Raw genomic sequence first — 24,958 nt, forward strand, 5'->3', positions numbered from 1 at the left:
CGGGGAGCGCGCCAGGGGTCAGACGGTCGCGCCGGTGCGGAGCCAGGCGGTGCCGCGGGCCCGGAGCAGCAGCGTGATCACCCGGGCGGCCATGTAGCCGCCCCAGGCGATCCACAACCAGACCAGCCCGGCCTGGTTGGTGCCGACCAGGATCGCCAGCGGCAGGTACGCGGCCAGCGCGACCAAACCGGCCAGGGCCAGGTAGCGGCCGTCACCGGCCCCGATCAGGATCCCGTCCAGCACGTACGTCACGCCGGCGATCGGCGTGATCACCACGACGACGACCAGCACCGCGGTGATCAGCCGGACCACCTCCGGGTCGGGCGTGAACAGCCCGACGTAGAGCGGCCGGGCCAGCAGGGCGACGGCACCGAAGGCGAAGCCGGAGACGACGCCCCAGCCGATCATGCGGCGCATCGCCGCTCGTCCCCGCTCGGTGTCGCCGGCGCCGAGCGCGGTGCCGATGATCGCCTGCGCCGCGATCGCGATCGAGTCGAGGGCGAACGCGAGCAGCGTCCACAGGGAACCGACCACCTGGTGCGCGGCCAGCGCGGTCGCGCCACCGGTCGCCGCGACCATCACGGTGACGGTGTAGCCGGCCTGCAACGCCGCGGTCCTGATCACCAGCCACGAGCCGGTCCGGGCGGCGGACAGGATGCCCTGCGGCCGGAACCGCAGCCGGGCACCGTCCCGCCGGGCCGCGCGGATCACCAGCACGGCGAGCACCGCGGCCGCGCCGGTCTGGGCGATCAGGGTTCCCACCGCCGAGCCGGCGATGCCGAAGCCGAGTCCGTACACGAAGAGGACGTTCAGCCCGATGTTCGCCAGATTGGTCGCGATCACGACGAAGAGCGGCGTCTTGGTGTCGTGCAGTCCGCGCAGGACGCCGGTGCTCGCCAGCACGAGCAGCACCGACGGCAGCCCGAGGGCCGCGATCCGCAGATAGCTGGTGGCCGCGGCGGTGACCTCCGGGTCGGCCCGGTAGATGCCGAGCACCGCGGGCATCGCCAGCTGCAGCACGACGCAGAGCAGCACGCCGATCAGGACGGCCAGCACCATGCCGTCCAGGCCGCCGGTCATCGCGCCCGCGCGGTCCCCCGCGCCCAGGCGGCGGGCGACGGTGCCGGTGGTGCCGTAGGCGAGGAAGACGGCCAACCCGACGAGGAACGCGAGCACGTTCGCCGCCAGCCCGAGTCCGGCGAGCTGGGTGGTGCCGAGATGGCCGACGATGGCGGAGTCGGCGAGCAGCAGCAGCGGCTCGGAGAGCAGGGTCGCGAAGGCCGGTACGGCGAGCGCGAAGATCTCCCGGTCCTGCTTGGAGAAGAGACGACCGAGGCCGCGGCCGGCGCGGGATTGGGGCATTGCGGTCATTCTCCCAGGCCCGGCCGGGAGGCCGGCCTTCGGTCCATCAAGTGCGCCTGACCAGGGAACACGCCAGCAGAATCAACCCGGAGTCGGGGCTAGCGGGTGTCACCATGGGTGCTGGTGGTCCCCTGCCTGCGCGCCCCCAAGTCCGTCCGGCCTCTTCCCTATCTGCCGGCGGAACGCCGCTGCGCGGCAGGGGACCCACTCACGTCGTCGGCAGTCCACCGTGGTTGTCCACAGGGTTACCCCCAACTGTGGAGAATCACACCGGTGTGATTCCTCGGTGTCAGCGCCAGAGGGTAGCGATGACGAAGGCGGCGGCCAGGCCGCCCATGCCGATCAGAATGTTCCAGTTGCCCAGTTCGGACATCACCGGAATGTTCTGGCCGGCCACGTAGTAGACGATCAGCCAGGCGACTCCGAGCAACCCGACCGTGATGAAGGTCGGCGGGACCCAACGCCGGCTGCTCGGCGGCCTGACCCGCCGGGTCGGTGTCGGCTTCGGTTCCGTCGCCTTCTTCGACTTCTTCTTCTCGACGGATTTTCGGGTTTTGGACTCGGGCACAGATACTCCTCGCTCGTTGCTGCCCAGGGTAGTCAGTGACCCCGGACCGGCGCCATTCTGCGGCCACAGGCGGGTGCCTGCTCCGGGGGCACTACTGTCGGAGCATGGCGTCGCGACATCCGGTCGGAGACCTGTTGAACCGGGTCAACCGGGTGCTCGGTCGTGCCCGCGACCGGCAGCAGATCACCGGCCCGAAGCGCCTGCTCGGGCGCACCGCGACGACCGTGCTCTGCCTGCTGGCCGGATTGATGATCGTGGTCGGCGGCCTGAGCGCCCGCGGCACCGATCTCCGGCCCGACCGGAACACCGACCTGGCCGGACTGGTCCGGTCGGAGGCCTGGAACAGCGAGAAACTCCGGGGCCGGGCCGACGAACTGCGTCAGGAGGTCGACAAGCTGGCCGAGCAGGGGACCGGCGTCGATCCGGCCCGGATCGCCGAACTGGAACGGCAGTCCGACATCGCCGGGCTCCGGGGGGTCGCGGGACCGGCCGTCTCGGTCACCCTCGACGATGCTCCCGAGACCGTGGCCGCCGACGGCATCGACGCCGACCTGCTCGTGGTGCACCAGCAGGACATCCAGGCGATCGTCAACCTCCTCTGGCAGTCCGGTGCCGAGGCCATGACGATCCAGGGCCAGCGGGTGATCTCGACGACGGGCATCAAATGCGTCGGCAACACCGTCGTGCTGCACGGCATCCCGTACGCGCCGCCGTACGAGATCAAGGCGATCGGGGACCGCCGGCAGCTCGAGGACGGCCTGGCCAACTCCGAGTTCGTGAACATCTTCCAGCGCTACGTCGACGCGTACGGACTCGTCTACCGGACCGGCTTCGACGCCAACGCGAAGTTCCCGGCCTATCCCGGCTCCGAACTGCGCTACGCCCGATCGCTCGGCGGAGAGAACCGGACTCCCGGCACCCGGTGATCCGGCCGGCCGAGGGCCGGGCAGCTGGGCACCGTCCCAGGTCGGAGGGCACAATGGTGCGGTGCCCGTGAAGATCCTCGTCGTCGACAACTACGACTCCTTCGTCTACAACCTGGTGCAGTACCTGGCTCAGATCGGGGCCGAGGTCGAGGTCTGGCGCAATGACGACCGTCGCTTCGACGATCCGGACTTCGCGGATGGGTTCGCCGGCATCCTGCTGTCACCCGGCCCGGGCGTCCCCGAACAGGCCGGAGTGTGCGTCCGGCTGGTCACCGAATATGGCGGCCGGCTGCCGATCTTCGGCGTCTGCCTCGGCCTGCAGGCGATCGGCGTCGCGTACGGCGGCGTCGTCGACCGGGCCCCGGAACTCCTGCACGGCAAGACCTCGAGCGTGCTGCACGACGGCGACGGGGTGCTGGCCGGGCTGCCGTCGCCGTTCACCGCGACCCGCTACCACTCGCTCGCGATCATGCCCGAGACGCTCCCGGACGTGCTCGAGGTCACCGCCCGCACCGACGAGAACGTGATCATGGCCGTGCGCCATCGCGAGTTGGCGGTCGAGGCCGTGCAGTTCCATCCGGAGTCGGTGCTCACCGAGGGCGGCTACCAGCTGCTGGCCAACTGGCTCGCGGTCTGCGGCGACACCGAGGCGCCCGCCCGCGCGGTCGGGCTGGCTCCGCTGATGTCTGCGCGCTCCTGAGCCACCCGCCGGCTCAGGGCTCGTCCGGCAATCTCCGGTCCAGAGCCGCCGGGCGGACCATGAAGGTTTCGTCGGGCTCGGCGAAGCCGTACGAACGGTAGAGCCCGTGCGCGTCCTTGGTGGCGAGCGTCCAGCGGAACAGGGCGCCGGGCCCGTTGTCGACCATGGTGGAGACCAGCCGGCGGCCGAGGCCCTGGCCGCGGTGGTCGGGGTGCACGTAGACGTCGGCGAGGTAGGCGTCCGAGACTCCGTCGGAGACCGCGCGGGCGAACGCCACCTGGGCTCCGGTGTGGCTGACGTACCCGCCGACGACGCGCCAGGCGCCGGCGAGCTGACGGTCGAAGTCGGCTCGCGTGCGCCAGCGGCCCCAGTACGCATCGGTGGAGAGAAAGGCCCAGATCGCGTCGGCGTCGAGCCGCGCCGGGTCGTCGTCGAACTCATAGGTCACTCCCGAATCCTCGCAGGATGAACACTGCACAGAAAGCGTCCGGCCGCACCCGGGAATATCGAACACAGTAGCGAATCTTCGGCTATGCTGCAACCATGGCTGGACATCAGGCGCTCGCTCCGGATCCACGCAACTGGGCACCGGAGCCGATTCAGGGATCCCTGTTCGACCAGGGGACGATCGGGCTGACCCCGCTGCTCGGTCAGATCACCCGGGAGGAGCTGGGCCGCGGGGCCTGGGTCGATGTGCTGCCGGGCTGGCTGAGCGGCGCCGACCTGCTCTACCGGAGCCTGGTCACCGACGTCCCGTGGTACGCGGAGCAGCGGCAGATGTACGAGCGGGTGGTCGACGTGCCCCGGCTGCTCTGCTTCTACGACGAGCACGACGCGTTGCCGCATCCGGTGCTGGAGGAGGCCCGGGACGCCCTGTCGGCGCACTACGCGGAGGAGCTGGGCGAGTCGTTCCGGACCGCGGGGCTCTGCCTCTACCGGGACGGCCGCGACTCCGTCGCCTGGCACGGCGACACGATCGGTCGCGGCCGCAGCGAGGACACCATGGTCGCGATCCTCTCGGTCGGCTCGGCCCGCTCGCTGCTGCTCCGGCCCCGCGGCGGCGGCGTCACGATCCGGAAGAGCCTGGCGCCCGGCGACCTGATCGTGATGGGCGGCAGCTGCCAGCGGACCTGGGAGCACGCGATCCCCAAGACCGCCCGCCCGGTCGGACCGCGGATCAGCATCCAGTTCCGGCCTCGGGGCGTCCGGTGACCGGCGAAGGGAGGGCACGATAGTCCTCGGCGACGAGCGAGGAGGTGCCGATGTGGCCGTTCAGAGCGAGCTGTCCGGCGAGCCCCGAGGAGCAGGTCTGGATCGAGCAGTCGTTGGACTGGCTGGTCGGCGAGTTCGGGGCCGAACCGCTGCGGCGACTGCCCGTGTTGCCCGAGCGGACCTTCTTCCCGGCTGACTACCAGGCCGATGAGGCTTCGATCGCCGCCGTGTTCGACCGGGTCCGGGCCCGGCTGGGGGTGCCGGCGGAGCGGATCCTGCTGGAGTGCGAGCCGGACGAGGTGGACCCGGAGTTGCTGGCGAACGTCCCGCTGGCCCACCAGTCGGAGGGTGCCGCCGGCCATTGGAGTCGTCGCGACGGCCGGACCGTGATCGGCATTCGGATCGACCAGGCCCGGCAGCCGGTCGCGCTGGTGGCGACGCTGGCTCACGAGCTGGCACATGAGCGCCTGCTCGGCGAGGGGCGGATCGATCCGGACCGCACCGACGGCGAGCCGCTGACCGACCTGACCGCGGTCTTCTTCGGTTTCGGGATCTTCAGCGCGAACGCAGCGTTCGAGTTCAGGTCCTCAGCGACGGGCTGGCGGACGTCGTCGCTCGGCTACCTGACCGAGCGCGCGTACGGGTACGCCCTGGCCTACTGGTCCCTGCTTCGCGGTGAGCTCCGGCCGGCGCCGTGGACCCGGCACCTCGACACGAACCCGAGGACCTGGCTGAAGCAGGGCCTGCGGTACCTCAGCTCACGCAGCGGCTGAGGTACCGGCTCGCCCGCATCACCAGCCGAAGTTGAAGAATCCGAAGAAGCCTTCGGCGTTGCCGTTCCCGTTCGCGTTGCCGCCTCCGTTGGCGTTGCCCTCACCGTCGTCGTCGGCATCGGCATCGCCACCACCCCCCGGCGGGGACTGGGATTGGGTCGGCGGTCCGAACGACGAGGACGGCGGCTGGCTGCTCGACGGGGGCGGTGACGAAGAAGTCGGGTCCGGATCCGGTTCGGGTGCTACCGCGCGGTAGGCGGTGATCTTCGAGCCACGCTTGAGCATGGTGCCCTCTTCGGGATCCTGCTCGACCACGGTGTCCGGCGTCGCGTCGGCGTCCTCCCGCTCCCGCCAGACGATCTCGAAGCCGCGCTCCTTGGCGTCCCGGTCGGCCTTCTCGACGGTGCTGCCGATCAGGCCGGGGACCTCCGACTTCCCGGTGGCGACGGTCAGCGTCACCTTGCTGCCGGCCGCCTGGGTCGAACCCTCCTTCGGGTCGATCTCCAGCACGTCGCCCTCGTTGTCGTCGAGGTCCTCCTCGGTGGCGTCCACGATCTCGACCTCGAAGTCGAGGTCCTCGAGTTCCTCGCGGACGTCGTCGACGTTCTTGCCGAGCAGGTCGTCCGGGATCTGCACCTGCTTCGGGCCGCCGTTGATGTCGAGCTTGATCACCGTACCGGCGGGAACTTCCTCGCCGTCCTGGGGACTCTGCTTGAGCACATTGCCGATGGTGCTCTCGTCCTTGCTGTTGACCGTTCGTGCGTCCACCTTGAGCCCGGCGTTGGTCAGCTGGCTCTCGGCAGCGTCCTTGTTGTAGCCGATCACCCGCGGCACCTTGACCATCACGACCGTGGGCGTCGGCGAGAACGAGGGCGTCGGCGACGGGCCGGTCTGCTGCCCGAAACCGCCGAACTGGTAGAAGGCGAACGCGCCGCCGGCGACCAGCAGCACGGCCAGTCCGACGATGAAGACGATCAGGCCGGCCCGGTTCTTCGGGCGGTCGTCCTCGTCGTCCCAGTCGTCCTCGAGGTCCGGATCGGGGTCCGGCTGGTGGGCCGGGACGACCGGCACCGGCGGGACCACCCGGGTCGCGTTGTCGTCCGCGCTCGGCACCGGCGACACCACGGCGGTCGCCTGCTGCCCGGACAGCACCCGGGCGATGTCGCGCCACATCTCGCGGGCCGACTGGTAGCGATCGTCCGGGCTCTTGGCCAGCGCCTTCAGCGTGATCGCGTCGATGTCCGGCGTGATCACCGGGTCCAGCTCGCTCGGCGCCATCGGCATCTCGCGGACATGCTGGTACGCGACGCTGACCGGTGACTCGCCGACGAACGGCGGCCGGCCGACCAGCAGCTCGAACAGCAGGCAGCCGGCCGAGTAGATGTCGCTGCGGGCGTCCACGGTCTCGCCGCGCGCCTGCTCCGGTGACAGATACTGCGCCGTGCCGATCACGGCCGCGGTCTGGGTCATCGTGGCCGACGTGTCGGCGACCGCGCGGGCGATGCCGAAGTCCATCACCTTGACCTGACCGGTCCGGGTCAGCATGACGTTGGCCGGCTTGATGTCGCGGTGGATGATGCCGGCCTTGTGGCTGTAGCTCAGCGCGTCCAGCACACCCTGGGTCAGCTCGAGCGCCCGCTCGGGCAGGATCTTGCGGCCGTCGCGCAGCACGTCGCGCAGGGTCTGGCCCTCGACCAGCTCCATCACGATGTACGGCACCGAGACGCCGGTATGCGGGTCAGGCTCCTCGCCGGTGTCGTACACGGCGACGATGGTGGGATGGTTCAGCCCGGCCGCCGACTGTGCCTCACGCCGGAACCTGGCCTGGAAGGTGGGATCGGTGGCCAGATCGGCCCGCAGTTGCTTCACCGCTACCGGTCGGCCGAGCCGGGTGTCGACGGCACGCCAGACCTCGGCCATGCCGCCACGCCCCAGCAGACCCTCCATCTGGTAGCGCCCGCCGACCATCCCTTGGTCGCCTGTCATCGCATTCCTTTCTCGACCCCGTGCCATTCTGGCCAACCGGGGGCCGGAGCGCTATTCAGCGCCGTCACCCTGGACGTGGTCATTCGAGAGCCGCCTTCATCACGGCCTTCGCGATCGGTGCGGCCAGGCGGCCGCCACTGATGTCGTTCCGTTCGATGTCCGCGTCCTCGATCATCACCGCGACGGCGACCTGCTTGCCGTCCACTTCGGCGAACGAGGTGAACCAGGCGAACGGCTTCCGCTTCGGGTCCGACTGTGCGGTGCCGGTCTTGCCACCGACCGTGAAACCGTCGATGGCGGCCCGGCCACCGGTGCCGTCGGTGACCACGCCGACCATCATCTGCTTCAGCAGCCGCGCGTTCTCCGGGCTCATCGCGGTGCCGACCTGGGCCGGCTTGTGCGTGCTGATCGGCTGCAGGTCCGGGCCGCGCACCGTGTTGACCAGGTACGGATCCATCAGGACCCCGTCGTTCGCGATCGCCGCGGTGACCATCGCCATCTGCAGCGGGCTGGCCGCGACGTCGAACTGGCCGATCGAGCTCAGCGCCAGCTGCGAGGCGTTCAGCTCGTCCGGGAACTGGCTCGCCGCCGCGCCCAGATCGGACAGGTGGCGCTGGTTGAACCCGAACTTCTGCGCCTGCGCCTGCAGTTTCTCCTGGCCAAGCTGCAGGCCGAGGTTGGCGAACGCCGTGTTGCAGGAGACGTTCAGCGCCTGGCTGATGGTGATCTGGGTGCCGCCGCAGTTGCTGTCGTTGCCGAGATCGGTCTGGGTGCCGGGCAGCCGCAGCTTGTCCGGCGAGGCCACCTTGCTGTCCGGCTTCAGGCCCGCCTCCAGCGCGGCCGCGGCGGTGACCAGCTTGAACGTCGAGCCGGGCGGGTAGATCTCCCGGGCGGCCCGGTTGGTCAGTGGCTTCTGCTTGTCCGCGTTGAGTTCCTGGTACGCCTTGTCGGACTTGCTGATGTCGTGGCTGGCGATCTCGTTCGGGTCGAACGTCGGGCTGGTGACCAGCCCCAGCACGGCACCGGTCTTCGGGTCCAGGGCGACGACGGCGCCCTTCTGGCCGTCCAGCGCCTGGGCGGCCGCCTGCTGCACCTCGGGCAGGACTGTCGTCTCGATGCTGGCGCCCTGCGGCGTACGGTTCGTGATCATGTCGATCAGTCGCCGGACGAACAGCGAGTCGTCGGTGCCGGCCAGTTCGGTGTTGTAGCTGTTCTCCAGGCCGGTCCGGGCGTGATCGTAGGAGTAGTAGCCGGTCAGTGCCGCGTACAGCTCCCCGTCCGGGTAGGTGCGCAGGTACTTGAACCGGTCCTTGATCTCGGTGGTCTCGGCCAGCACCGTCTTGTTCTCGTCGCCGGCCACGATGGCGCCGCGGTCCTGGGCGAACTCGGCATCCCGGGCGCGCCGGTTCAGCGCGCTGGCGTTGAGCTCCTGGGTCCGGAACATCGCCGCGTACGAACCGTTCGCCAGCAGCAGCGCGAACATGATCATGGTCACGATCGCGACCCGGCGGATCGGCTTGTTCATCGCGCACCTCCGCCCAGGCCGGCCGGCGCCAGCGGCAGCAGCTGGGTCGTGTCGTCGTCCGAACCGCGATCGGCGATGGTCGGCACCGGCTTGCGTACGTGATGCGAAATGATCATCAACAGCCCGAGCACGATCCAGTTGCAGATCATCGACGACCCGCCCTGGGACATGAACGGTGTGGTCAGCCCGGTCAGCGGGACCAGCCGGGTGACGCCGCCGATGATCGTGAACACCTGCAGCGCGAACGCGAACGAGAGACCGGCGGCGAGCAACTTGCCGAACGGCTCCCGGCACTGCAGTGCGGTCCGCAGGCCGCGCGCGACGATCAGCCCGTAGATCATGATCACCGCCATCAGCCCGGTCAGGCCCAGCTCCTCGCCGACCGCGGCCGCGATGAAGTCGCTCCGGGCCAGCGGCACCAGCCCGGGCCGGCCGAGGCCGAGCCCGGTGCCGAGCAGCCCGCCCCAGGCCATCCCGAACTGGGCCACGATCACCTGGTAGTTCTGGTCGTAGTTGGAGAACGGGTCGAGCCAGGAACTCACCCGGATCTTCACGTGGTTGAAGTTGAGGTACCCGAGCCAGGCCCCGCCGGCGAACAGCACGGTGCCCAGCACCGGCCAGCCGGCCCGCTCCGTGGACACGTACAACATCATCACGAACAGGCCGAAGAACAGCAGCGAGGTGCCGAGGTCGCGCTGGAAGACCAGGATCGCCAGGCTGACCAGCCACATCAGCAGAATCGGACCAAGATCACGAAGCCGCGGCAGGTCGAGCCCGACCACCCGCCAGCCGGCCAGTGCCAGCACGTCCCGCTTCTCCACCAGATAGGACGCGAACGCCAACGACAGCAGGATCTTGGCCGCCTCGGCCGGCTGGAACGAGTACGGGCCGACGCCGATCCAGATCTGCGCGCCGTACACCTCGCGGCCGAGGCCCGGCACCAGCGGCAGCAGCAACAGGATCAGGCCGACCAGGAACAGCGTGTACGTGAAGCCCTGCAGCGGCCGGTGATCACGGATGATCACCGCGCAGAGGATGAACAGGACCAGGCCGATCGCGGTCCAGATCAGCTGGGTACGGGCGCCGAAGATCGGCGGGTCGTTGGCCAGGTCGATCCGGTGGATCACGGCCAGCCCGAGCCCGTTCAGCACGACGCCGCAGGGCAGGATCACCGGGTCCGCGTACGGCAGCCGCCAGCGCACCACGATGTGGGCGGCCAGGGCGAGCACGGCCAACGCCCCGGCGTGAACCGGGAAGAAGTCGTCCAGCCGACCGTTCAGGTTGTAGTCGACCATCGCATAGCCGCCGATCCCGATCCCCAGCGCGAGGATGATCAGCAGCAACTCGACGCCGCGCCGCTTCCGCGGGACGACGGTCTGGGCCGGTGCCGCCGCACTCATCGGTAGGGCGCCGGGGTCAGCATGGCTGCCCCGGTCCGGCATTCGGAGAGGCCGTCCCGCTCGGCTTCGGCGGACACGTTGACGGCGACGGCGGCGCCGACGACTTCGGTGGCGCTGTGCTCGACGGCGTCGGGTTCGGCGAACTCCCGTTCGACGGCGGGTTCTGCTCCTCCGTCTTGCCCTGGCCGGCGGCCTCGGTCAACCGAGCCACGGTCTGCCGGGCGGCGGTCAGATCGGCGACCTCGATGTTGGACCGCACCTGGTCCTGGTACGCCGACGGGAGTGCGGACAGGGCCAGTGGCTGCCTCTCGTACACGGTGGAGAGGGAGAAGCCGGGCACCGGATCCGGCAGACCCTGGAAGATCGCCACCTGATCATCACTGGCGCCGACGAAGAACTGGGTCCGGGTCCAGGCGTACCCGGCGCCCACGGCGCCGGCCAACAGCACCACCAGGGCGAAGATCCCGATCAACGGACGGAGCAGCCGGCGCCGGCTCGGGGCCTGCGGCTCGTAGCGGGACTCGTCGTCGCCGTCCTCCGGCTCGACGGCTTCCTCCGACATCGGATCGACAAGATCATCTTCGTCGCCGAAGTCGCGGTCCACCCGGTCCGGCCGTGGCGGCACCGCCGGGATCTCGCGCTCCGAGGCGGCGCCCAAGATCATCACCCGGTCGTCCGGGTCGCTGTCGACGACCTCGGCGACCACCACCGTGATGTTGTCGATGCCGCCCTCGGTCAGGGCCGCCTCGATCATCCGCTCCATGCTGGTGTGCAGGTCCGGATCGGCCATCGCTTCCGCGAGTTGATCATCCTCGACCAGGCCGCACAGTCCGTCGCTGCAGAGCAGCACCCGGTCACCCAGCCGCAGCTCGACCGTGGTCAGGTCCGGGTCGGCGGCCGGCTGGCCGTTCAGCACCTTGACCAGCAGGGAACGGTGCGGATGGACCGCCGCCTCCTCCTCGCTGATCTTGCCCTCGTCGACCAGCGACTGCACCCAGCTGTGATCATGGGTCAGCCGTTCCAGTGCGCCGTCGCGGAACAGATATGCGCGGCTGTCGCCGATGTGGGCCAGGGCCAGCGAGTTGCCGTCGAACAGGCCGCCGGTGACCGTGGTGCCCATGCCCTCCAGCGAGAAGTCGGCGGCGATGAAGTCGGAGATCCGGTCGTTCGCGGCCCGGATCGCGTCGGACAGGACGGTCAGCTCGCGCTCCGGCTGCACCTCGGCGTCGACGTGCCGTACCGAATCGACGGCGATCGCCGAAGCAAGATCACCCGCGGCGGCACCGCCCATCCCGTCGGCGACCAGCAGCAGCCGCGGGCTGACGTACCCGGAATCCTGGTTGTTCTTCCGGATCAGGCCGATCTCGGAGTGGGCGACGTAACGCAGCCCGTACGGGCCCGACGGCTCCGCCGCGGGCTGCTCCGCCAGGCCGGACAGCACGATGGTCTCGGTCGGCAGGTCCGACTCGACGCCGTCCTCAGCCGGGTCGACCGGAGCTGCCGGATCGACCGGCTCGGTGGGCTCGGTGGACGACCTGATCCGGCGGGCGGACGCGGTCGTCTCCGGGTCCGTGGGCTTGCGCGTCATTGCGGCGATCACGGCTCCAGTTTCATGGCGGTCTTGCCGATGCGGATCCCGTCGGCCAGGGTCACCGTCGTCGGCGCGGTGATCCGCTGGCCGTTGACGTACGTCCCGTTGGTCGAGCCGAGATCCTCGATGTAGTAACCGTCGGGGGTGGCCACCACCCGGGCGTGCCGGGTCGACACGTAGTCGTCGTCCAAGATCAACTGACAGTCGGCGCCACGGCCGATCATCACGACGCCGTCGGACAGGCTGGCCTGCTGGCCGGCCTGTGCGCCCGCGCTGATCGCCAACACTCGGGGGGATCCCTTCGCCTTCTTGCGCTTCTTCGGCGGCGCGGGCTGGTCGAGTTCCTGCCGTCGCCCACCGTCCGGGTTCGGCACCGGTCGGCCGAACAGATCGCTGCGGATGACCGACACCGCCGAGAGAATGAAGAGCCACAGTAGCGCCAGGAACAGCACCTTGAGAATGGTGACAGCGATCTCAGACATCGCCGTCCTCAGCGCCCGGCAGGTGCATGCACCAGCATCCGGGTCTGTCCGATCTCGATCCGGGATCCGTCGGCCAGCTGCGCCTGCCGGACCCGGCGGCCGTCGACGACGATGCCGTTGGTCGAGCCGAGGTCCACGATCTCCACCCGGATCGTCGCGCCGTGGTGGACGACCCGGATCTCGGCGTGCCGGCGGGAGATGCCCGGGTCGTTGACCCGCAGGTCCGCCTCACTGCCTCGGCCGATGATCAGGCCCGGCGGCTGCAGCGGGTGCCGCATCCCGTTCACCTCGAGCACCAGCTGGGCCCGGTTGATCGCCGTGATGGTGGCCGGCGTGTCCCCGCCGGCTCCGGACACCGCCTCCGAGGCCACCGTGAAGCGGCCCACCGGCAGCGACTCGTTGAGCTCGAGGTGGATCCGGATCGGCCCGTTGAACTGGTAGCCCATGTCGCGCGCGTGCGCCTTCAGCTCGGTGGACAGTTCGGCCGACAGCGTCTTGCTGTACGGCGCCAGCTTGTCGTGGTCGTGCTGGGACAGGCCGATCACGAACTCGTTCGGGACCAGCCGCTTGTCCCGCGACATCAGCTTGGCCTCCGCGTCGAGCTCCCGGAGCAGCCGAGCCGCGATCTCGACGGGCTGGACATCCCCCTTGAAGGCGCGCGCGAAGACGCCGTTCACCGCGCCCTCGACCTTCTTCTCGAAGCGCTGGAAGATTCCCACCCGTCCTCCTTTCGGTCTCACCGGCGACCCCTCATGCCGCCCTGGACGACCGCCGCGTCCGGCTGCGAGCGACCAGCCTGTGGCGCACCCGGTCCGGATGCAAGGTCGATGGTATCCGCCGTCCAGCGGTGGGCGGATCACCTCCACGCCGTACGTAGCGTGCGCCCACAGTCGTGCCGATCAACCGATGCGGAGTTCCCCGGTCTTCCGTGCTAGCCTTGCTCGGCGTTCGCATCTCACCGATGCGGAACTGCGCGAGTGGCGGAACGGCAGACGCGCTGGCTTCAGGTGCCAGTGTCCGCAAGGACGTGGGGGTTCAAATCCCCCCTCGCGCACGCGGGCGGTCGACTATGGTCGGCCGCCTTTTGTGCGTCCTCCCCTGGGCCCGCTTGTGTTTGTTGCGGGGGCCGAGCCCCCGCAGGCCCCCACGGCGGTGGGTGCGGTTGGGTGCGGGGTTGATTGGTGGGCAGGTCGGGTTTCAGTGACGCCGCGGTGGTGAGCGCCGTCGTGGGGGCAAGGTGCAACTCGGGGCGAACTCTTCGGAGGTTTCGCCAACCTATTCGTGGATCGGCTTGCTAGTTCGGGCCCTTCAAGGTGTCGAGACTTGCATCTTGCCTGGAACATGCAAGTCAATCGGGCCATCGCTTGGTACTTTGTGAGCGTTGTCGGAGGCTGATGCGTCGCTCGGCCGGCTGCAGGGCCTGGGCACGCTCATCCGTGATCCCGAGTTGCTCCTCGGTCCGTACCTGACCCGCGAGGCTGTCGCCAGCTCGCGCATCGAGGGGACCCAGGCGTCGTTGTCCGACGTGCTGCAGGCGGAGGCCGGGGGCTCACCGTCGGCGGACGAGGACATCGCCGAGGTCGAGCGCTATGTGGCCGCGATCAAGCAGGGCTACTCCCTGGTCAAGACGTTGCCGCTCACGCAACGGCTGATCTTGCAGCTGCACCACACCCTGCTCTCCGGTGTCCGGGGTGCAGAACGTCTGCCGGGAGAGTTCCGGCGCAGTCCGGTGTGGGTCGGATCAGCGACGGACAGCCCGGAGACGGCAACCTACGTGCCACCTCTTCCGGACGAGCTGCCGGTGTTGATCAAGGACTGGGAGGAGTTCGTCAACCTGCCCGGGGAGCTCCCGATCTTGATCAGGTGCGGGTTGATGCACTACCAGTTCGAGACGATCCATCCGTTCCTCGACGGCAACGGGCGCATCGGCCGGCTGCTGATCAACTTGATGCTCATGGAGGAAGGTCGTCTCGGTACGCCGCTCCTCTATCTGTCGGGCTATCTCGAACAGCATCGGCGTGAGTACTACGAACGACTCCAGGACGTCCGGGAGCAAGGGGCGATTCAGGAATGGCTGCAGTTCTTCCTCACGGCGGTGCGGCGGACTGCCGATGATGCGGTGAGTCGCGCGGAACGCCTCGTCGAAGCGCGCGAACGCTATCTGGCGGCGAGCGTTGCACGGCCCAGGCTGGCGACCGTGGTGCAGTTGATCTTCAGCAACCCGTTCCTGACGGTCGCGCGACTTCAGGCGAAGACCGGACTCACGATGCAGGGTGCCCGAAATCTGATCAAGGACGCCGTGAGCCGCGGGTGGCTCGAAGAAGTGGGCCGACGGGACCGTGGTGGTCGGATCTACTGGGTGGCCCGGGAACTGTTCGACATCATCGAAGCCCCGTGGACGTACCCGGCCTAGCTCCGGCCGAACCAGTCCAGTGCGAGGTCGGCGACCTGATCGGGGGCGTCGTCGGTGATGAAGTGGGCCGCGTGGTCGACGTACGCGAACTCCAAGCGATCGGCGTACTGCTGCGGTTTGCGGCAGGCCTGGTTCATCAACTCCTCCGTCCAGGGGTGGTCGCGGCGGCCGAAGACGACGAGGGTCGGCACGGTGAGTCGCCGGCGGCGGTAGACGCCGCGGCTCAGGCGCAGGGACTCGGGCAGGATCATCCGGCGGGTGAGCGGACGGACGGCGGCGTCGATGTCGGGTCGCTGCTGCGGGGCGAGGTGGGCTTCCACGGCGGCCTCGGAGAGCGGGCGGGCGACGTACTCCTCGGAGAAGAGGCCGCGCAGTGAGGTGCCCGGACGGTGCCAGATGAACTGCGGCAGGTGCCGGAAGCCGGGGGCGGCCTTGGGGCTGAACCGCATGAAGAACGGCGGTACGGAGAGTTGCACGGCGGTCCGTACTCGCTCCGGGTGGTCGTACGTCAGCTGGAGGGCGGTGATCGCGCCCATGTCGTGGGACACCAGGTGGACCGGTTCGAGCTGCAACGCGTCGAAGAGCGCGAGCAGGTCGCGCAGCCGGGACTCGCGGTCGATTCCCGGATCGTCGGCGACCGTCCAGCCCGCCCCGCGCAGATCGGGGCAGATCACCCGGTAGCCGCCCGCGGCGATCGCCGGCGCGACCGCGTGCCACTGCCACCAGTGCTGCGGAAAGCCGTGCAGCAGGACGACCGGCTCGCCCTCGCCGATCACAGCGACGTGGGTCCGCAGGCCGGGCGTCGCGACGACGAGATGGTCGAAGCCGGCGGCCGCGGGCAGCGGTGGGGACCAGGTTGAGATGGGCGTGGACATGGCGACCCCCTTCGCGCGGCGGCGATACTATGTTCATAGTAGACCCGATGGAGAGGGGCGTGTCCATGCCTGCGGGGACCCGAGAGCGCAGTCTCGAGGCGGCCGTGGAGTTGCTCGGCGCGGAGGGCGTGCGCGCGTTGAGCCATGCCCGCGTCGACGGCCGGGCGGGCCTGTCGCCCGGGTCGACCTCGAACTGGTTCCGCACCCGGCGGGCCCTGCTGGCCGGCATCGTCGACTGGATCGCCGAGCAGGAGCGGGCGGACTTCGACCCGTCCGCGCTGCCGGTGATCTCGGGCGTCGAGGAGTTGATCGAGGGGCTGTGCACCATGCTCGAGGTCCAGACCGGGCCGTTGGCCGCGCGTACCCGGGCCCGCTACGCCCTCTTCCTGGAACTCTCCGACGATCCGGAACTCGGCGAGCCGCTGCGGCGCCAGCGGCACGAGTTCGAACGCTGGACCGAGCGGATGGTCGCCGCCGTCGGCATCGCGGACCCCGAACCGGCGGCCCGGGCCGTGATGGCGCTCGGCGACGGGCTGATGCTGCACCGGCTCACCGTCGATCCGAACCTGGAGCTCCGTCCCGCCGTGGATCGCGCCGTGCGCGCGCTCGCGGCAGGCTAGTCGTACGCCCGAACCAGCAGGGCGGCGAGGCGGGAGCGGGGCAGGGCGATGGCTCGGACCTCGAGGAGGTCGGCCGGAAGTTCCGCGGCGGTACGGTCCCGGGCGGAGTCTCGGTCCAGCGGCAGGCCGGCCCGCCGGGACGCCTTGACCAGGCCGTCCCGCCAGGCGTTCTCCAGCGAGCGGTGCGCCCCGTCGAGGATCGCGCGACGGAAGGTGTCGGCGGGGGAGAGGCCGGCCGGGTCGACTCGGACCGCCTCGACGATCGCCAGCCGCGGACCGGGCGTGCTGCGGCGGAACCGGAGCTCCCACTTTGCGCCGACCAGGGCCTGCAAGGCCTGCTGGCCGGCCTGGTCGGCCAGGTCCGGATGACCGTTCGGTACGGCCACCGCGACCCGCGGGCCGGACAGGGCCAGCAGGATCCGGGCCAGCCACGGCCCGGGATCCGCGGTCGCGTCCACGGCGACCGCGGCCGACCGGGCGTCCCGGATCGCGCCCGGACCGGCGAGCACCTCGGCCAGTTCCACCGGCGGCGGTTCCGACCCGGTCGCCGACCGGGCTCGTGTCGGCGTGACGAGGGCGGCGACCGGCAGCGCGTCCGGTCCGGCGGCCGCGGCGATCAGTGCGTCGGTCTCGGCGCCCGCTCCGGAGGACTCGACGGACTGTTCGCCGTGGGTGTAGATCGCCAGCGGCACCCGGCCGGTGCGGTCGACGGCGGCCCAGCTGCCGCGGGTCGGCCGCAGTTGGTAGAGGTCGGCGGCGCTGCCCACCGCCTGGGCGCCGTGGTAGCGGTTGAAGTGCGGCAGGATCGCCTCGTACGCCAGCGCCAGCGAGGTCAGTTCACGCTGGACGGCGAGGCCGAGGGCGGGCTGGTGACTGCCGAAGCCGTACGCCAGCAGCAGCCGGCCGAGCCGCCGGTCGCGCAGCCCGGCCAGCCCGCGGAGCAGGAAGAGCCGCACCCCGTCCGGCGTGTACGGCGGGTCGGTGAAGATCAGGTCCGCCGACTGGTGCAGCTCGGCCGGCAGCCCGAACCGGAGATCCGCCCAGCGGCCGTCGATCGACCCCGGTTGCTCGTCCAGGAAGGCGAGCAGGCGCTCGTCGAGATCGACCACCACCGAACGCGCGGCCGGAGCGACCAGGGACAGTCCGACCGAGGTCAGATCATGATCACCGACGAACAGGACGGTCGCGCCGTTCAGGTCGAAGGTCCGGTCCAGCCAGTGGGCCCGCCGCAGCACGGTCTCGGCGGTCGCCGGTACGTGGTCGAAGGAGCGGACCGGGGCCGGCGCGGCGTCGATGATCGACTGCATCGCGGTGATCAACTCGGCCGGCGGGCGATCATGATCATCGGGGATCAGCCCGGCCAGCCCGAACCGCTCCCGATAGGCCGAGGCCGTTGCCGGGGCGAGCTCGAGTCGATCATGATCACGGACAAGATCGTCGGCGAGCCGGTCCAGCAACTCCTCGACCACCCGCCGCGGCAACGCCGTCTCCCTGATCAACTCCGCCAGCGTGATCCCGCCCCGGGCCAGGAGCGCCAGCGCGACCCGGTGCGGCCGGGCATAGGGGCCGAGTTCCGCGATCAGGTCGGCCACGTCGGGCAGCGCGGTCACGGGGCCTCACCGGGGATCGCCGCGTAGGCCTCGCCGAGCCGCCGCAGCACCGGATGATCATGGTCGAACTCGTGCTCGTCGATCGCCGCGATCGGCCGGACGCCGAACCCGCTGTTGGTCGCGAAGGCCGCCGCGAACCCGCCGAGGTCGACGGCCCGGACCGGCCGGTTCACCGAGGCCACACCGACGGTTTCGAGCAGCAGCTGGGTGACCCCGGGCAGCACCGCCGCCTCCGGCCAGACGAGTTGATCATGGTCCTGGTGAGTGCGGACGAAGCCGACGTTCCAGGTCGGCCCCTCGGTGATCAGGCCGGTCTCGTCGCTCAGCAGCGCGTCGTCGGCGCCGGCCCGGCGAGCCTCCCGGCGCGCCCACAGGGTGCCGAACAGCCCGACGTGCTTCACCTCGGGCAGCTCCCGGCGGGCCTGCACCGTGCGCAGTCGGAGCGGCGGCAGCAGCGCCGAGCCGGCCGGCCGGGTGGTGATCAACACGGCCGGTTCGCCGTCCGGGTGCAGCAGGTCGGCCGCCGGGTCGAACACGGTGACCCGGACCATCCGGGTCCCGGGCTCCGCGACGACCGGTCGCAGATAGGCGCGGACCCGCGCCGCGGGCAGGTCGACGCCGAACAGTCGCCGGCAGTCCCCGGTCAGTCGGTCACAGTGCGCGGTGAGTCCCTTGATCAGACCGTTCTCCGCCAGCATCGAGGTGAAGTGGCCGTAGTTGATCAAGGCCAGGGTCGCCAGCTGGTCCCGGGTCGCCGGCTCCCCGTTCAGCACTGCCATGCGGCAACCCTCTCACTCGCACCAGGCGAGCCAGGAACGACGGTCGGCTCAGCGCCGTGGGCGGGTCGAGCAAGGCCATCACCCGGACGAACTGGCGGGCCACGGCCGGGTCGACCGTCGCGACCCGCTGGATCCGGCCGGTCAGCGCCGCGGTGACCCGGCTGCCGACGGTCCGCCGCTGCCGATGTTCGGGCAGGGCGAGGTCGCTGCCGACCGCGATCGCCCAGGGCGCCTCGGTGACGGCCGCGGCCGCCCGGAGGTAGCGGCGCGGCCGCGTCTCCGGGTCGCCGTCGAGCTCGTCGGCCAGGGCGGCGGCCTGCTGCGCGGCCACGGTCAGGCCCTGCGCGTAGACCGGATTGAGCGCGCAGGCGGCGTCGCCGATCGCGATCACGCCGCCGGGCAGCCGGTCGGCGCGGTCGTACCGGAGCCGGCGGACGGCCGGGATCCGGTAGCCGCGGACGCCGCCGTCCGGCCGACCGGCCAGCAGCGCCTCGGCCAGCTCCGCCGGCGCGACGGTACGGATCACGGCCTGCATCCCGGCCTCGTCCCGGGGCGGCCGGTGACCGCCGGTGGCGACCGTGGTGACCAGGTGCCGGCCGCCCTCGACGGCCAGCAGTGCGAGCCCGTACGGACACCTGGCGGTCGGCGCGATCAGGGCGCCGCGGGCCCCGCCGGGCAGCCCGTTCGGGAGCCGGCTGGCCACGCTGGCGTACCGGATCTCGATCGGCAGCCGGTCCGCCGGAACCGTGGTCCGCCACTCGGCGGCCAGCCAGCGGTCCAGCCGGGAACCGCGGCCGGTCGCGTCGACGACCAGGTCCGCCGCGACCACCTCGGCCGGGCTGCCCGGGTCCCGGCGGACGGTCCGGACCCCGGCGCAGCGGTCGCCGATCGGGGCCGGCACCAGACCGACCACGTCCCGGCCGGTGATCAACTCGACTCCGGGCGCCGCCAGCACCCGTTCCCGCAGCCGGTCGTCGAGCAGTGTCCGGCTGACCTGCAGCGTGGTCGCGCCGATCGGGGCGGGGAGCAGCCGGTGCCCGCCGAGCAGGAGCAGCAGGTCGGCTCCCGGGTCGGCGGTCACGGCGCCGTCGGCGACCAGTTCGGCGGACAGTCCGGGGACCAGCCGATCCAGTTCGAGCAGGCCCCGGCAGAGCAGGGTGTGGGCGTGCGGCGCCTGCGGAACTCCGCGGCGCAGGCCGGGACCGTGCGGATCCCGGTCGATCAGCGTGACGCGCTCGTACCTTCGCGCGAGCACCTGAGCGGCCAGCAGCCCGGCGAACCCGGCGCCCAGCACGACAGCGTGTTCCTCCATGGTGAACCTCCTTCGACGAGGTCCACCGTCCGCCGCCCAGCTGGTCAGTCACCAGGCCGGGCACTGTCCATCCACTGCCCGATCCCCGCCGACCCCGCTTCCCCACACTTCCTGGCTCTTTACGCGAGTTATATCTCGCGGGAAGAGCCGGTTTTTCACGCAACGTGAAAAACCGGCAGGGCTCAGGAGGGGGCGCCGGGCCCGTCCAGTTCGCGCTGCCAGAGCCGGTCGACCACGGCCTCGACGGCGCGGTCCCGGTGCCGGCGGTAGGTACTGAACGGCAGCTCGAGCAGATCGGCCGCCTTCTCCTGCGACGGCGCGGGGCGGACGAAGGTGCGGTCCAGCACCCGGTGCAGCGGCTCGGTACGGGGATCGTCGCGCAGCTCGTCGGCGGCGGACCGGATCACCTCCGCCAGCGCCTGCTCCGGCGACCGGTCCGGCCCGGTCGCCCGGCGGACCAGGCCGGAGCCGACCAGCGGGTTGCCGGCCAGCTCGGCCGGCCGGTGCAGCGACCGCAGTGCGTCGCGGACCGCGGCCGCGAACTCCTCGTGGGACAGCACCAGATCGGCACCGCGCCGGTGCGGCTCCTCGATCGGTTCGCCCAGCTCGCGGGCGGCGGTGAGGTCGATCCACTCGGCGATCCCGATCCGCCTCCAGTCGTGCCCGAACACCTCGTACTCGGTGTCGCCGACCCGGTAGCCGGCCTCCGGCAGATGGTGGAAGTCCAGGTGGCCGAGGAAGGCACGCCAGTGGTCGAGGTCCGTGTACGTACCGACGAAGTCCCAGGCGGTACGGGGCCGCAGCAGGATGTCCTGGGTGTGGAACGCGCCCAGCATGGTCCCGCTCGCCTGCAGCTGCCGCTCGTCGACGGTGTCCCGGTCGACCAGGAACCGCCAGGCCTTGACCAGCTCGCCCGGCCGCGGCGGACCGTACTGCTGGGCGTAGTCCCACATCGCCCGGGTGCCCGGATCGGCGTCCCGGTCGGCCGGCGCGGCCCGGTCCAGCGACAGGTAGCCCGCGAAACCGAGCATCGAGCCGTCGCCGTCGCGGAAGACCAGGAACGCCTCCGGCTGCCGGTCCAGCCAGTGCTCGACCCAGCGGGCCTGCTCCGGGCCCTGCTGCCGTTCGGTCAGCGCGATCAGCGCCGGTACGTCGGCGTCGGTGACAGGATCCGTGTAGCCGCTGCCGAGCAGTCCCCAGTCCCAGTGCGCGCCGGCCACCGGGTGGTGCCGGAGCAGGAACAGCAGGTCGGCCATCACGGTGCGCCGGTCGGCCGGCGTGATCTCCCGGGCCCGCAGCCGCTCCACCAGGTAGACCCGGATCCGGCGGTGCAGCGCCCCGTACCGCTCCGGGTCGCGCCAGCGCAGGTCGGCGTCGAGCAGGTCGCGGACCAGGTCGTGGCTGCGCAGTCCGTCGGCGGTCTCGTCGATGAACGTCTGCCCGCGCAGCCAGGCGAACAGCTCCGGCACCGGCGCCGCCGGATCCTCGAGCACCGCGCGGAGCAGGGCCTCGGTGACGTGCCGGGCGTGACCGCAGACCTGCAGGGCGGCCAGGTGGTCCGCGCTCGGTGCGTTGTCGATCAGCCGGTTGAGCAGCGCCCGGACCAGGTCCGGGTCCTCGGCCAGGCTGGCCGGCAGTTCGGCGTCCGGGCCGGACCGGTGGATCGCGTCGACCAGCAGCGACAGCGCCAGCGGGTGGCCGTGGGTCAGCCCGGCGACCCGCTGGTGCAGGGCCGGCGGCACCTGCTCGATCTCCAGGTACTGCCGGGTGCCGTCCGGCGGCAGGCCGCGCAGCGAGATCACCCGGAGCAGGTCCCGCCAGCCCGGGTCGGCCAGCCAGCGCGCCGACGGCCCCAGCCGGCCGGCCAGGACGACGATCAGGTCGTCCGGCAGCTGCGGCAGCAGCCGGTCGGTGAACCAGGACTCGATCGGCGCCAGCAGTTCGAACGTGTCGACCAGCAGCACCCAGCGGCTGCCGTCGCCGAGCCGGTCCAGGAATCCGTTCGGTACGTGCTCGTCGGCGGGCAGCCCGAGCGCCTCGGTGATCGCGTCGGACAGCGCGGCCCGGAAGCCTTCCGGGGTGGGCGGCGAGACTCCGTACCCGTCGATCCGGAGCGGGGTCCGGCCGGCTCGGGCGGCGCGGTCGGCATAGGCGTCGAGCAGGCTGGACTTGCCGATCCCGCCGGGCCCGTACACGAAGAGGACGTTGAAGGTCTGGTCCGGCTCGGCCAGCGCCGACTCGAACAGCTCCAGCTCGGCGGACCGGCCGACGAAGCGGCGGCGCCGGCCCCGGTCGATCCGGTTCGCCAGTCGCCGTTCCGGCTGGGGCGTGGTCGCACCGCTGCTCATCTTTGCCGCGTCCTCCCTGTCGCCTGACGGTCCTGCGCCCGACAGTATCGACCGGGTTGACCAGGCCCCGGGCGCGGAATGGGGGCGGCTGTGCCGATCTTGCGCAAATCCAGACCCGAAGGTGCGCGGAGCGGGTGGGCACCGGGTGGGCAGCGGTTGGTCTGGCCACTGGACAGTCGGTACGGGCAGCATCCGAGCATGCCCGAGATCGAGCTGAGCGCCGGAACCCTGGACTACTCCGACACCGGCGGCACCGGGCCCTGCCTGGTCCTGCTGCACGGACCGCTGATCGGCCGCACCGTGTGGCGCAAGGTGGTCGCCGAACTCGGCCCCGACTACCGCTGCGTGGCGCCGTCGCTGCCGCTCGGCTCGCACCGCCGCCCGATGCGGCCGGACGCCGACCTGAGCATCGGGGGACTGGCCGACCTGGTCGCCGAGTTCCTCGACCGGCTCGACCTGTCCGACGTGACCTTGGTCATCAACGACTGGGGCGGCGCGCAGCTGATCGTCGAACGCGGCCGCGCCGAGCGGGTGGGCCGGCTGGTGCTGACCCCGTGCGAGGCGTTCGACAACTTCCCGCCGGGCCGGCCCGGCCGGCTGCTCGGCCTGCTGTCCCGGATCCCCGGCGGGCTCGGTCTGCTGGCCCTGCTGTCCAGGTCGGCGCCAATGCGGGCGCGATCGGTGGGGGCGATGGCCAAGCATCCGGTGCCGGACGAGGTGCTGCGGGACTGGCTGGAGCCGCTGGCCGACCCCGCGATCCGGCGGGACCTGAGGGCGTACGGGATCAGTGTGCCGCTCGGCGGGGGCCGGAACTGGAGCAGCGGACTGGCCGGATTCGACCGGCCGGCGCTGGTGGTCTGGGCGCCGGAGGACACCATGATGCCGCCCGACCACGGCCGCCGGCTGGCCCGGCTGCTGCCGCAGGGCCGGCTGGTCGAGCTCGCCGACTGCTACACCCTGATCCAGGAGGACCAGCCGGTGGCGCTCGCCGACGAACTCCGGGCGTTCATCCCCGGCTGACCGGCCGCGGCGGGTAGGTCAGGCGGCGCAGCAGGGCCTCGGCCGGACCGCGGCGACCGGACCGGCGGAGCAGTTCGGCGAGCCCGACCGAGATCAGCCAGGTCAGCCCGGCGACGATCGTCGCGCCGGTCATCCCGAGGCCGTCCTGCAGTCCGAGGACGGCGAACACGGCGAGGAAGATCAACGACTGCAGCAGGTACGCGCTCAGCGACCGCTGGCCGAGAGCCTGGACGGCGGTGGTGAGCGAACCGGGTCTGCGGCCGACCAAGATCGCGATCACCGCAAGGATCGCGGCCAGGGCGATCCCGCCGACGTAGCCGGTCAACGGCTGCAGCACCGAGGCGACCAAGATCAACACCGGACCCGGCGTCGCGATGACGCCGGTCTCGATCAAGATCGCGGGCAGGGTGCCGGCGGCGGAGACGGCGGTGCCGATCACGGCGAACCGGGCCAGCGCCGGACGGTGTGCGGGCGGGGCGTCCAGGAAGCGGCGGCGGGCGGCCCAGATCCCGATGATCATCGGCGGCAGCACCATCACGGTGCCGAAGGCGAGCCCGAACGGCAGGCCCGGGATCCGGTCCAACAGGTACTGCAGCCAGTCCCGGTCGCCGACGGCGACGCTGCCGGCGGTGTACGAGGAGACGCCGTTGGTGAGCGGGAGCCACATGCTCATGGCGGTCACCGCCGTGGCCGGCAGCAGCGAGATCCCGGCCGCGATCAGCAGCGTCCGGTCCTTTGCCCGGAGCAGGCCGGCGATCAGGATCCCGCCGAGGCCGTACGCGGCGAGGATGTCGATCGGCACCAGCAACGCGAAGTGGGCCAGGCCGAGCCCGACCAGCAACCAGCCGCGCCGCCGGATCAGCTTCCGCGGACCCGGCCAGTCGTTGCCCCGGGCGAGCTGCCGGTCGGTCAGCTGGACGAGGGCGTACCCGAAGAGGAAGGCGAACAGCGGCCGCGCGTGGTTGTGGACGAAGATCAGGTGGAAGACGCCGAGCGTCTCGTTGACGGCCGCCGGGCCGCGATCGACGTCGGTCACGAACAGGGGTGCGTGCGCGATCGCGATCAGCAGAAGCATCCCGCCGCGGGCCAGATCGGGCGCGAGGGCACGGTCGGTCGTGGCGGTGATTCTGGGTGCGGCCAGGTCGGTCATGGTTCCGGCTTCGCCTCCGGTCTCGGATCGCGGGCATGTTGGGTGATCTGTTCCAGCACTGCGGCCGGGCCCTGCCAGTTCTTGATCAGGCGGTCGATCGTGGCCAGCGCGAGACCCTGGGCCGGGTCGCCGAGGACCAGCAGCTTGTCGCCCGGCTGGATGTTCAGATCGCGTCTGGCTTGGGCGGGAATGACGATCTGCCCCCGCTCGCTCACCGTCACCGACCCGTAGAACCCGCGTCCTCCCGGCCCGTACGTGGTGTCGCCGGTGTCCTCGGCCATGGAGCCCTCCTGCAGTAGATACAAA

General features: G+C 71.0%; 23 protein-coding genes and 1 tRNA gene. 8 read left to right on the forward strand and 16 right to left on the reverse strand.

The window, feature by feature from the left end; genetic code table 11:
- Nucleotides 1-18: 18 nt before the first annotated feature.
- Together ACFQU4_RS06250 and ACFQU4_RS06255 are read right to left on the reverse strand one after the other, a co-directional pair.
- Nucleotides 19-1,362 (reverse strand): MATE family efflux transporter, encoded by a 1,344-nt coding sequence (locus ACFQU4_RS06250; RefSeq protein ID WP_377488209.1) that lies wholly within the window; start codon nt 1,360-1,362, stop codon nt 19-21.
- A gap of 289 nt (nt 1,363-1,651) precedes the next feature.
- Nucleotides 1,652-1,930, reverse strand: coding sequence for a cell division protein CrgA (locus ACFQU4_RS06255; RefSeq protein ID WP_377488212.1), 279 nt, complete (start codon nt 1,928-1,930; stop codon nt 1,652-1,654).
- 104 nt (nt 1,931-2,034) lie between these two features.
- On the opposite strand from ACFQU4_RS06255, the gene ACFQU4_RS06260 reads away from it, so the two are divergent.
- Complete coding sequence (locus tag ACFQU4_RS06260) at nt 2,035-2,856, forward strand: DUF881 domain-containing protein (RefSeq protein WP_377488215.1); 822 nt, start codon at nt 2,035-2,037, stop codon at nt 2,854-2,856.
- Nucleotides 2,857-2,917: 61 nt separating this feature from the next.
- Nucleotides 2,918-3,556: an aminodeoxychorismate/anthranilate synthase component II gene (locus tag ACFQU4_RS06265; RefSeq protein WP_377488218.1), complete on the forward strand. Its 639-nt coding sequence runs from the start codon at nt 2,918-2,920 to the stop codon at nt 3,554-3,556.
- 13 nt (nt 3,557-3,569) lie between these two features.
- Here ACFQU4_RS06265 and ACFQU4_RS06270 read toward each other — a convergent pair whose 3' ends face one another.
- On the reverse strand, nt 3,570-4,004 hold the full coding sequence (locus ACFQU4_RS06270; protein ID WP_377488220.1) for a GNAT family N-acetyltransferase: 435 nt from the start codon (nt 4,002-4,004) through the stop codon (nt 3,570-3,572).
- A 95-nt stretch (nt 4,005-4,099) separates the two neighbouring features.
- Between ACFQU4_RS06270 and ACFQU4_RS06275 the strand changes: the two genes are divergently transcribed.
- Together ACFQU4_RS06275 and ACFQU4_RS06280 are read left to right on the forward strand one after the other, a co-directional pair.
- Nucleotides 4,100-4,768 (forward strand): alpha-ketoglutarate-dependent dioxygenase AlkB, encoded by a 669-nt coding sequence (locus tag ACFQU4_RS06275; protein ID WP_377488222.1) that lies wholly within the window; start codon nt 4,100-4,102, stop codon nt 4,766-4,768.
- 50 nt (nt 4,769-4,818) lie between these two features.
- The gene (locus ACFQU4_RS06280; RefSeq protein WP_377488225.1) at nt 4,819-5,541 is read left to right on the forward strand and encodes a hypothetical protein; all 723 of its coding nucleotides are present in this window, start codon (nt 4,819-4,821) and stop codon (nt 5,539-5,541) included.
- Nucleotides 5,542-5,559: 18 nt separating this feature from the next.
- On the opposite strand, the gene pknB is transcribed toward ACFQU4_RS06280, so the two are convergent.
- The 6 genes from pknB to ACFQU4_RS06310 all read right to left on the reverse strand — a co-directional run bounded on the left by pknB (nt 5,560) and on the right by ACFQU4_RS06310 (nt 13,244).
- Nucleotides 5,560-7,527 carry a Stk1 family PASTA domain-containing Ser/Thr kinase gene (gene pknB / locus ACFQU4_RS06285; RefSeq protein WP_377488228.1) on the reverse strand — a complete coding sequence of 656 codons (1,968 nt, stop codon included), beginning with the start codon at nt 7,525-7,527 and terminating at the stop codon, nt 5,560-5,562.
- A gap of 79 nt (nt 7,528-7,606) precedes the next feature.
- On the reverse strand, nt 7,607-9,052 hold the full coding sequence (locus tag ACFQU4_RS06290; RefSeq protein ID WP_377488231.1) for a peptidoglycan D,D-transpeptidase FtsI family protein: 1,446 nt from the start codon (nt 9,050-9,052) through the stop codon (nt 7,607-7,609).
- Nucleotides 9,049-10,452: an FtsW/RodA/SpoVE family cell cycle protein gene (locus tag ACFQU4_RS06295; protein ID WP_377488234.1), complete on the reverse strand. Its 1,404-nt coding sequence runs from the start codon at nt 10,450-10,452 to the stop codon at nt 9,049-9,051. The genes ACFQU4_RS06290 and ACFQU4_RS06295 overlap by 4 nt, the downstream gene beginning before the upstream one ends.
- Before the next feature lie 16 nt (nt 10,453-10,468).
- Nucleotides 10,469-12,040 (reverse strand): PP2C family protein-serine/threonine phosphatase, encoded by a 1,572-nt coding sequence (locus tag ACFQU4_RS06300; RefSeq protein ID WP_377488237.1) that lies wholly within the window; start codon nt 12,038-12,040, stop codon nt 10,469-10,471.
- 8 nt (nt 12,041-12,048) lie between these two features.
- Nucleotides 12,049-12,525, reverse strand: a complete 477-nt coding sequence (locus tag ACFQU4_RS06305) for an FHA domain-containing protein (RefSeq protein WP_377488240.1) — start codon at nt 12,523-12,525, stop codon at nt 12,049-12,051.
- A gap of 8 nt (nt 12,526-12,533) precedes the next feature.
- A complete protein-coding gene (locus ACFQU4_RS06310) occupies nt 12,534-13,244 on the reverse strand; it encodes an FhaA domain-containing protein (RefSeq protein ID WP_377488243.1) in 711 nt (236 codons plus the stop codon).
- A 252-nt stretch (nt 13,245-13,496) separates the two neighbouring features.
- On the opposite strand from ACFQU4_RS06310, the gene ACFQU4_RS06315 reads away from it, so the two are divergent.
- Together ACFQU4_RS06315 and ACFQU4_RS06320 are read left to right on the forward strand one after the other, a co-directional pair.
- Nucleotides 13,497-13,579 (forward strand) — tRNA-Leu (locus ACFQU4_RS06315).
- Between the two features lie 327 nt (nt 13,580-13,906).
- Nucleotides 13,907-14,938, forward strand: a complete 1,032-nt coding sequence (locus ACFQU4_RS06320; protein WP_377488245.1) for a Fic family protein — start codon at nt 13,907-13,909, stop codon at nt 14,936-14,938.
- Here the strand turns inward: ACFQU4_RS06320 and ACFQU4_RS06325 are convergent.
- Nucleotides 14,935-15,813 (reverse strand): alpha/beta fold hydrolase, encoded by an 879-nt coding sequence (locus ACFQU4_RS06325; protein ID WP_377488248.1) that lies wholly within the window; start codon nt 15,811-15,813, stop codon nt 14,935-14,937. The two genes, ACFQU4_RS06320 and ACFQU4_RS06325, sit on opposite strands and share 4 nt — an antisense overlap.
- A 65-nt stretch (nt 15,814-15,878) precedes the next feature.
- On the opposite strand from ACFQU4_RS06325, the gene ACFQU4_RS06330 reads away from it, so the two are divergent.
- Nucleotides 15,879-16,433 (forward strand): TetR/AcrR family transcriptional regulator, encoded by a 555-nt coding sequence (locus ACFQU4_RS06330; protein WP_377488790.1) that lies wholly within the window; start codon nt 15,879-15,881, stop codon nt 16,431-16,433.
- On the opposite strand, the gene ACFQU4_RS06335 is transcribed toward ACFQU4_RS06330, so the two are convergent.
- From ACFQU4_RS06335 to ACFQU4_RS06350, 4 genes are all read right to left on the reverse strand, one after another.
- Nucleotides 16,430-18,043: a bis-aminopropyl spermidine synthase family protein gene (locus ACFQU4_RS06335; RefSeq protein WP_377488251.1), complete on the reverse strand. Its 1,614-nt coding sequence runs from the start codon at nt 18,041-18,043 to the stop codon at nt 16,430-16,432. The two genes, ACFQU4_RS06330 and ACFQU4_RS06335, sit on opposite strands and share 4 nt — an antisense overlap.
- The gene (locus ACFQU4_RS06340) at nt 18,040-18,813 is read right to left on the reverse strand and encodes an aminotransferase class IV (protein ID WP_377488793.1); all 774 of its coding nucleotides are present in this window, start codon (nt 18,811-18,813) and stop codon (nt 18,040-18,042) included. Before ACFQU4_RS06340 ends, ACFQU4_RS06335 begins: the two co-directional genes overlap by 4 nt.
- Entirely contained in the window at nt 18,695-20,134 is a 1,440-nt protein-coding gene (locus ACFQU4_RS06345; RefSeq protein ID WP_377488254.1) for an NAD(P)/FAD-dependent oxidoreductase, read from the reverse strand. The genes ACFQU4_RS06340 and ACFQU4_RS06345 overlap by 119 nt, the downstream gene beginning before the upstream one ends.
- A 182-nt stretch (nt 20,135-20,316) precedes the next feature.
- Nucleotides 20,317-22,482 (reverse strand): AAA family ATPase, encoded by a 2,166-nt coding sequence (locus ACFQU4_RS06350; protein WP_377488257.1) that lies wholly within the window; start codon nt 22,480-22,482, stop codon nt 20,317-20,319.
- Nucleotides 22,483-22,680: 198 nt separating this feature from the next.
- On the opposite strand from ACFQU4_RS06350, the gene ACFQU4_RS06355 reads away from it, so the two are divergent.
- Complete coding sequence (locus ACFQU4_RS06355; RefSeq protein WP_377488260.1) at nt 22,681-23,502, forward strand: alpha/beta fold hydrolase; 822 nt, start codon at nt 22,681-22,683, stop codon at nt 23,500-23,502.
- On the opposite strand, the gene ACFQU4_RS06360 is transcribed toward ACFQU4_RS06355, so the two are convergent.
- Entirely contained in the window at nt 23,489-24,652 is a 1,164-nt protein-coding gene (locus tag ACFQU4_RS06360; RefSeq protein ID WP_377488263.1) for a DUF418 domain-containing protein, read from the reverse strand. The two genes, ACFQU4_RS06355 and ACFQU4_RS06360, sit on opposite strands and share 14 nt — an antisense overlap.
- Nucleotides 24,649-24,933, reverse strand: coding sequence for an AbrB/MazE/SpoVT family DNA-binding domain-containing protein (locus ACFQU4_RS06365; protein WP_377488266.1), 285 nt, complete (start codon nt 24,931-24,933; stop codon nt 24,649-24,651). The genes ACFQU4_RS06360 and ACFQU4_RS06365 overlap by 4 nt, the downstream gene beginning before the upstream one ends.
- Between the last annotated feature and the right edge of the window lie 25 nt (nt 24,934-24,958).

This window comes from Microlunatus sp. GCM10028923 (assembly GCF_042666975.1).
In the GTDB taxonomy this organism is placed as follows: domain Bacteria; phylum Actinomycetota; class Actinomycetes; order Propionibacteriales; family Propionibacteriaceae; genus Microlunatus.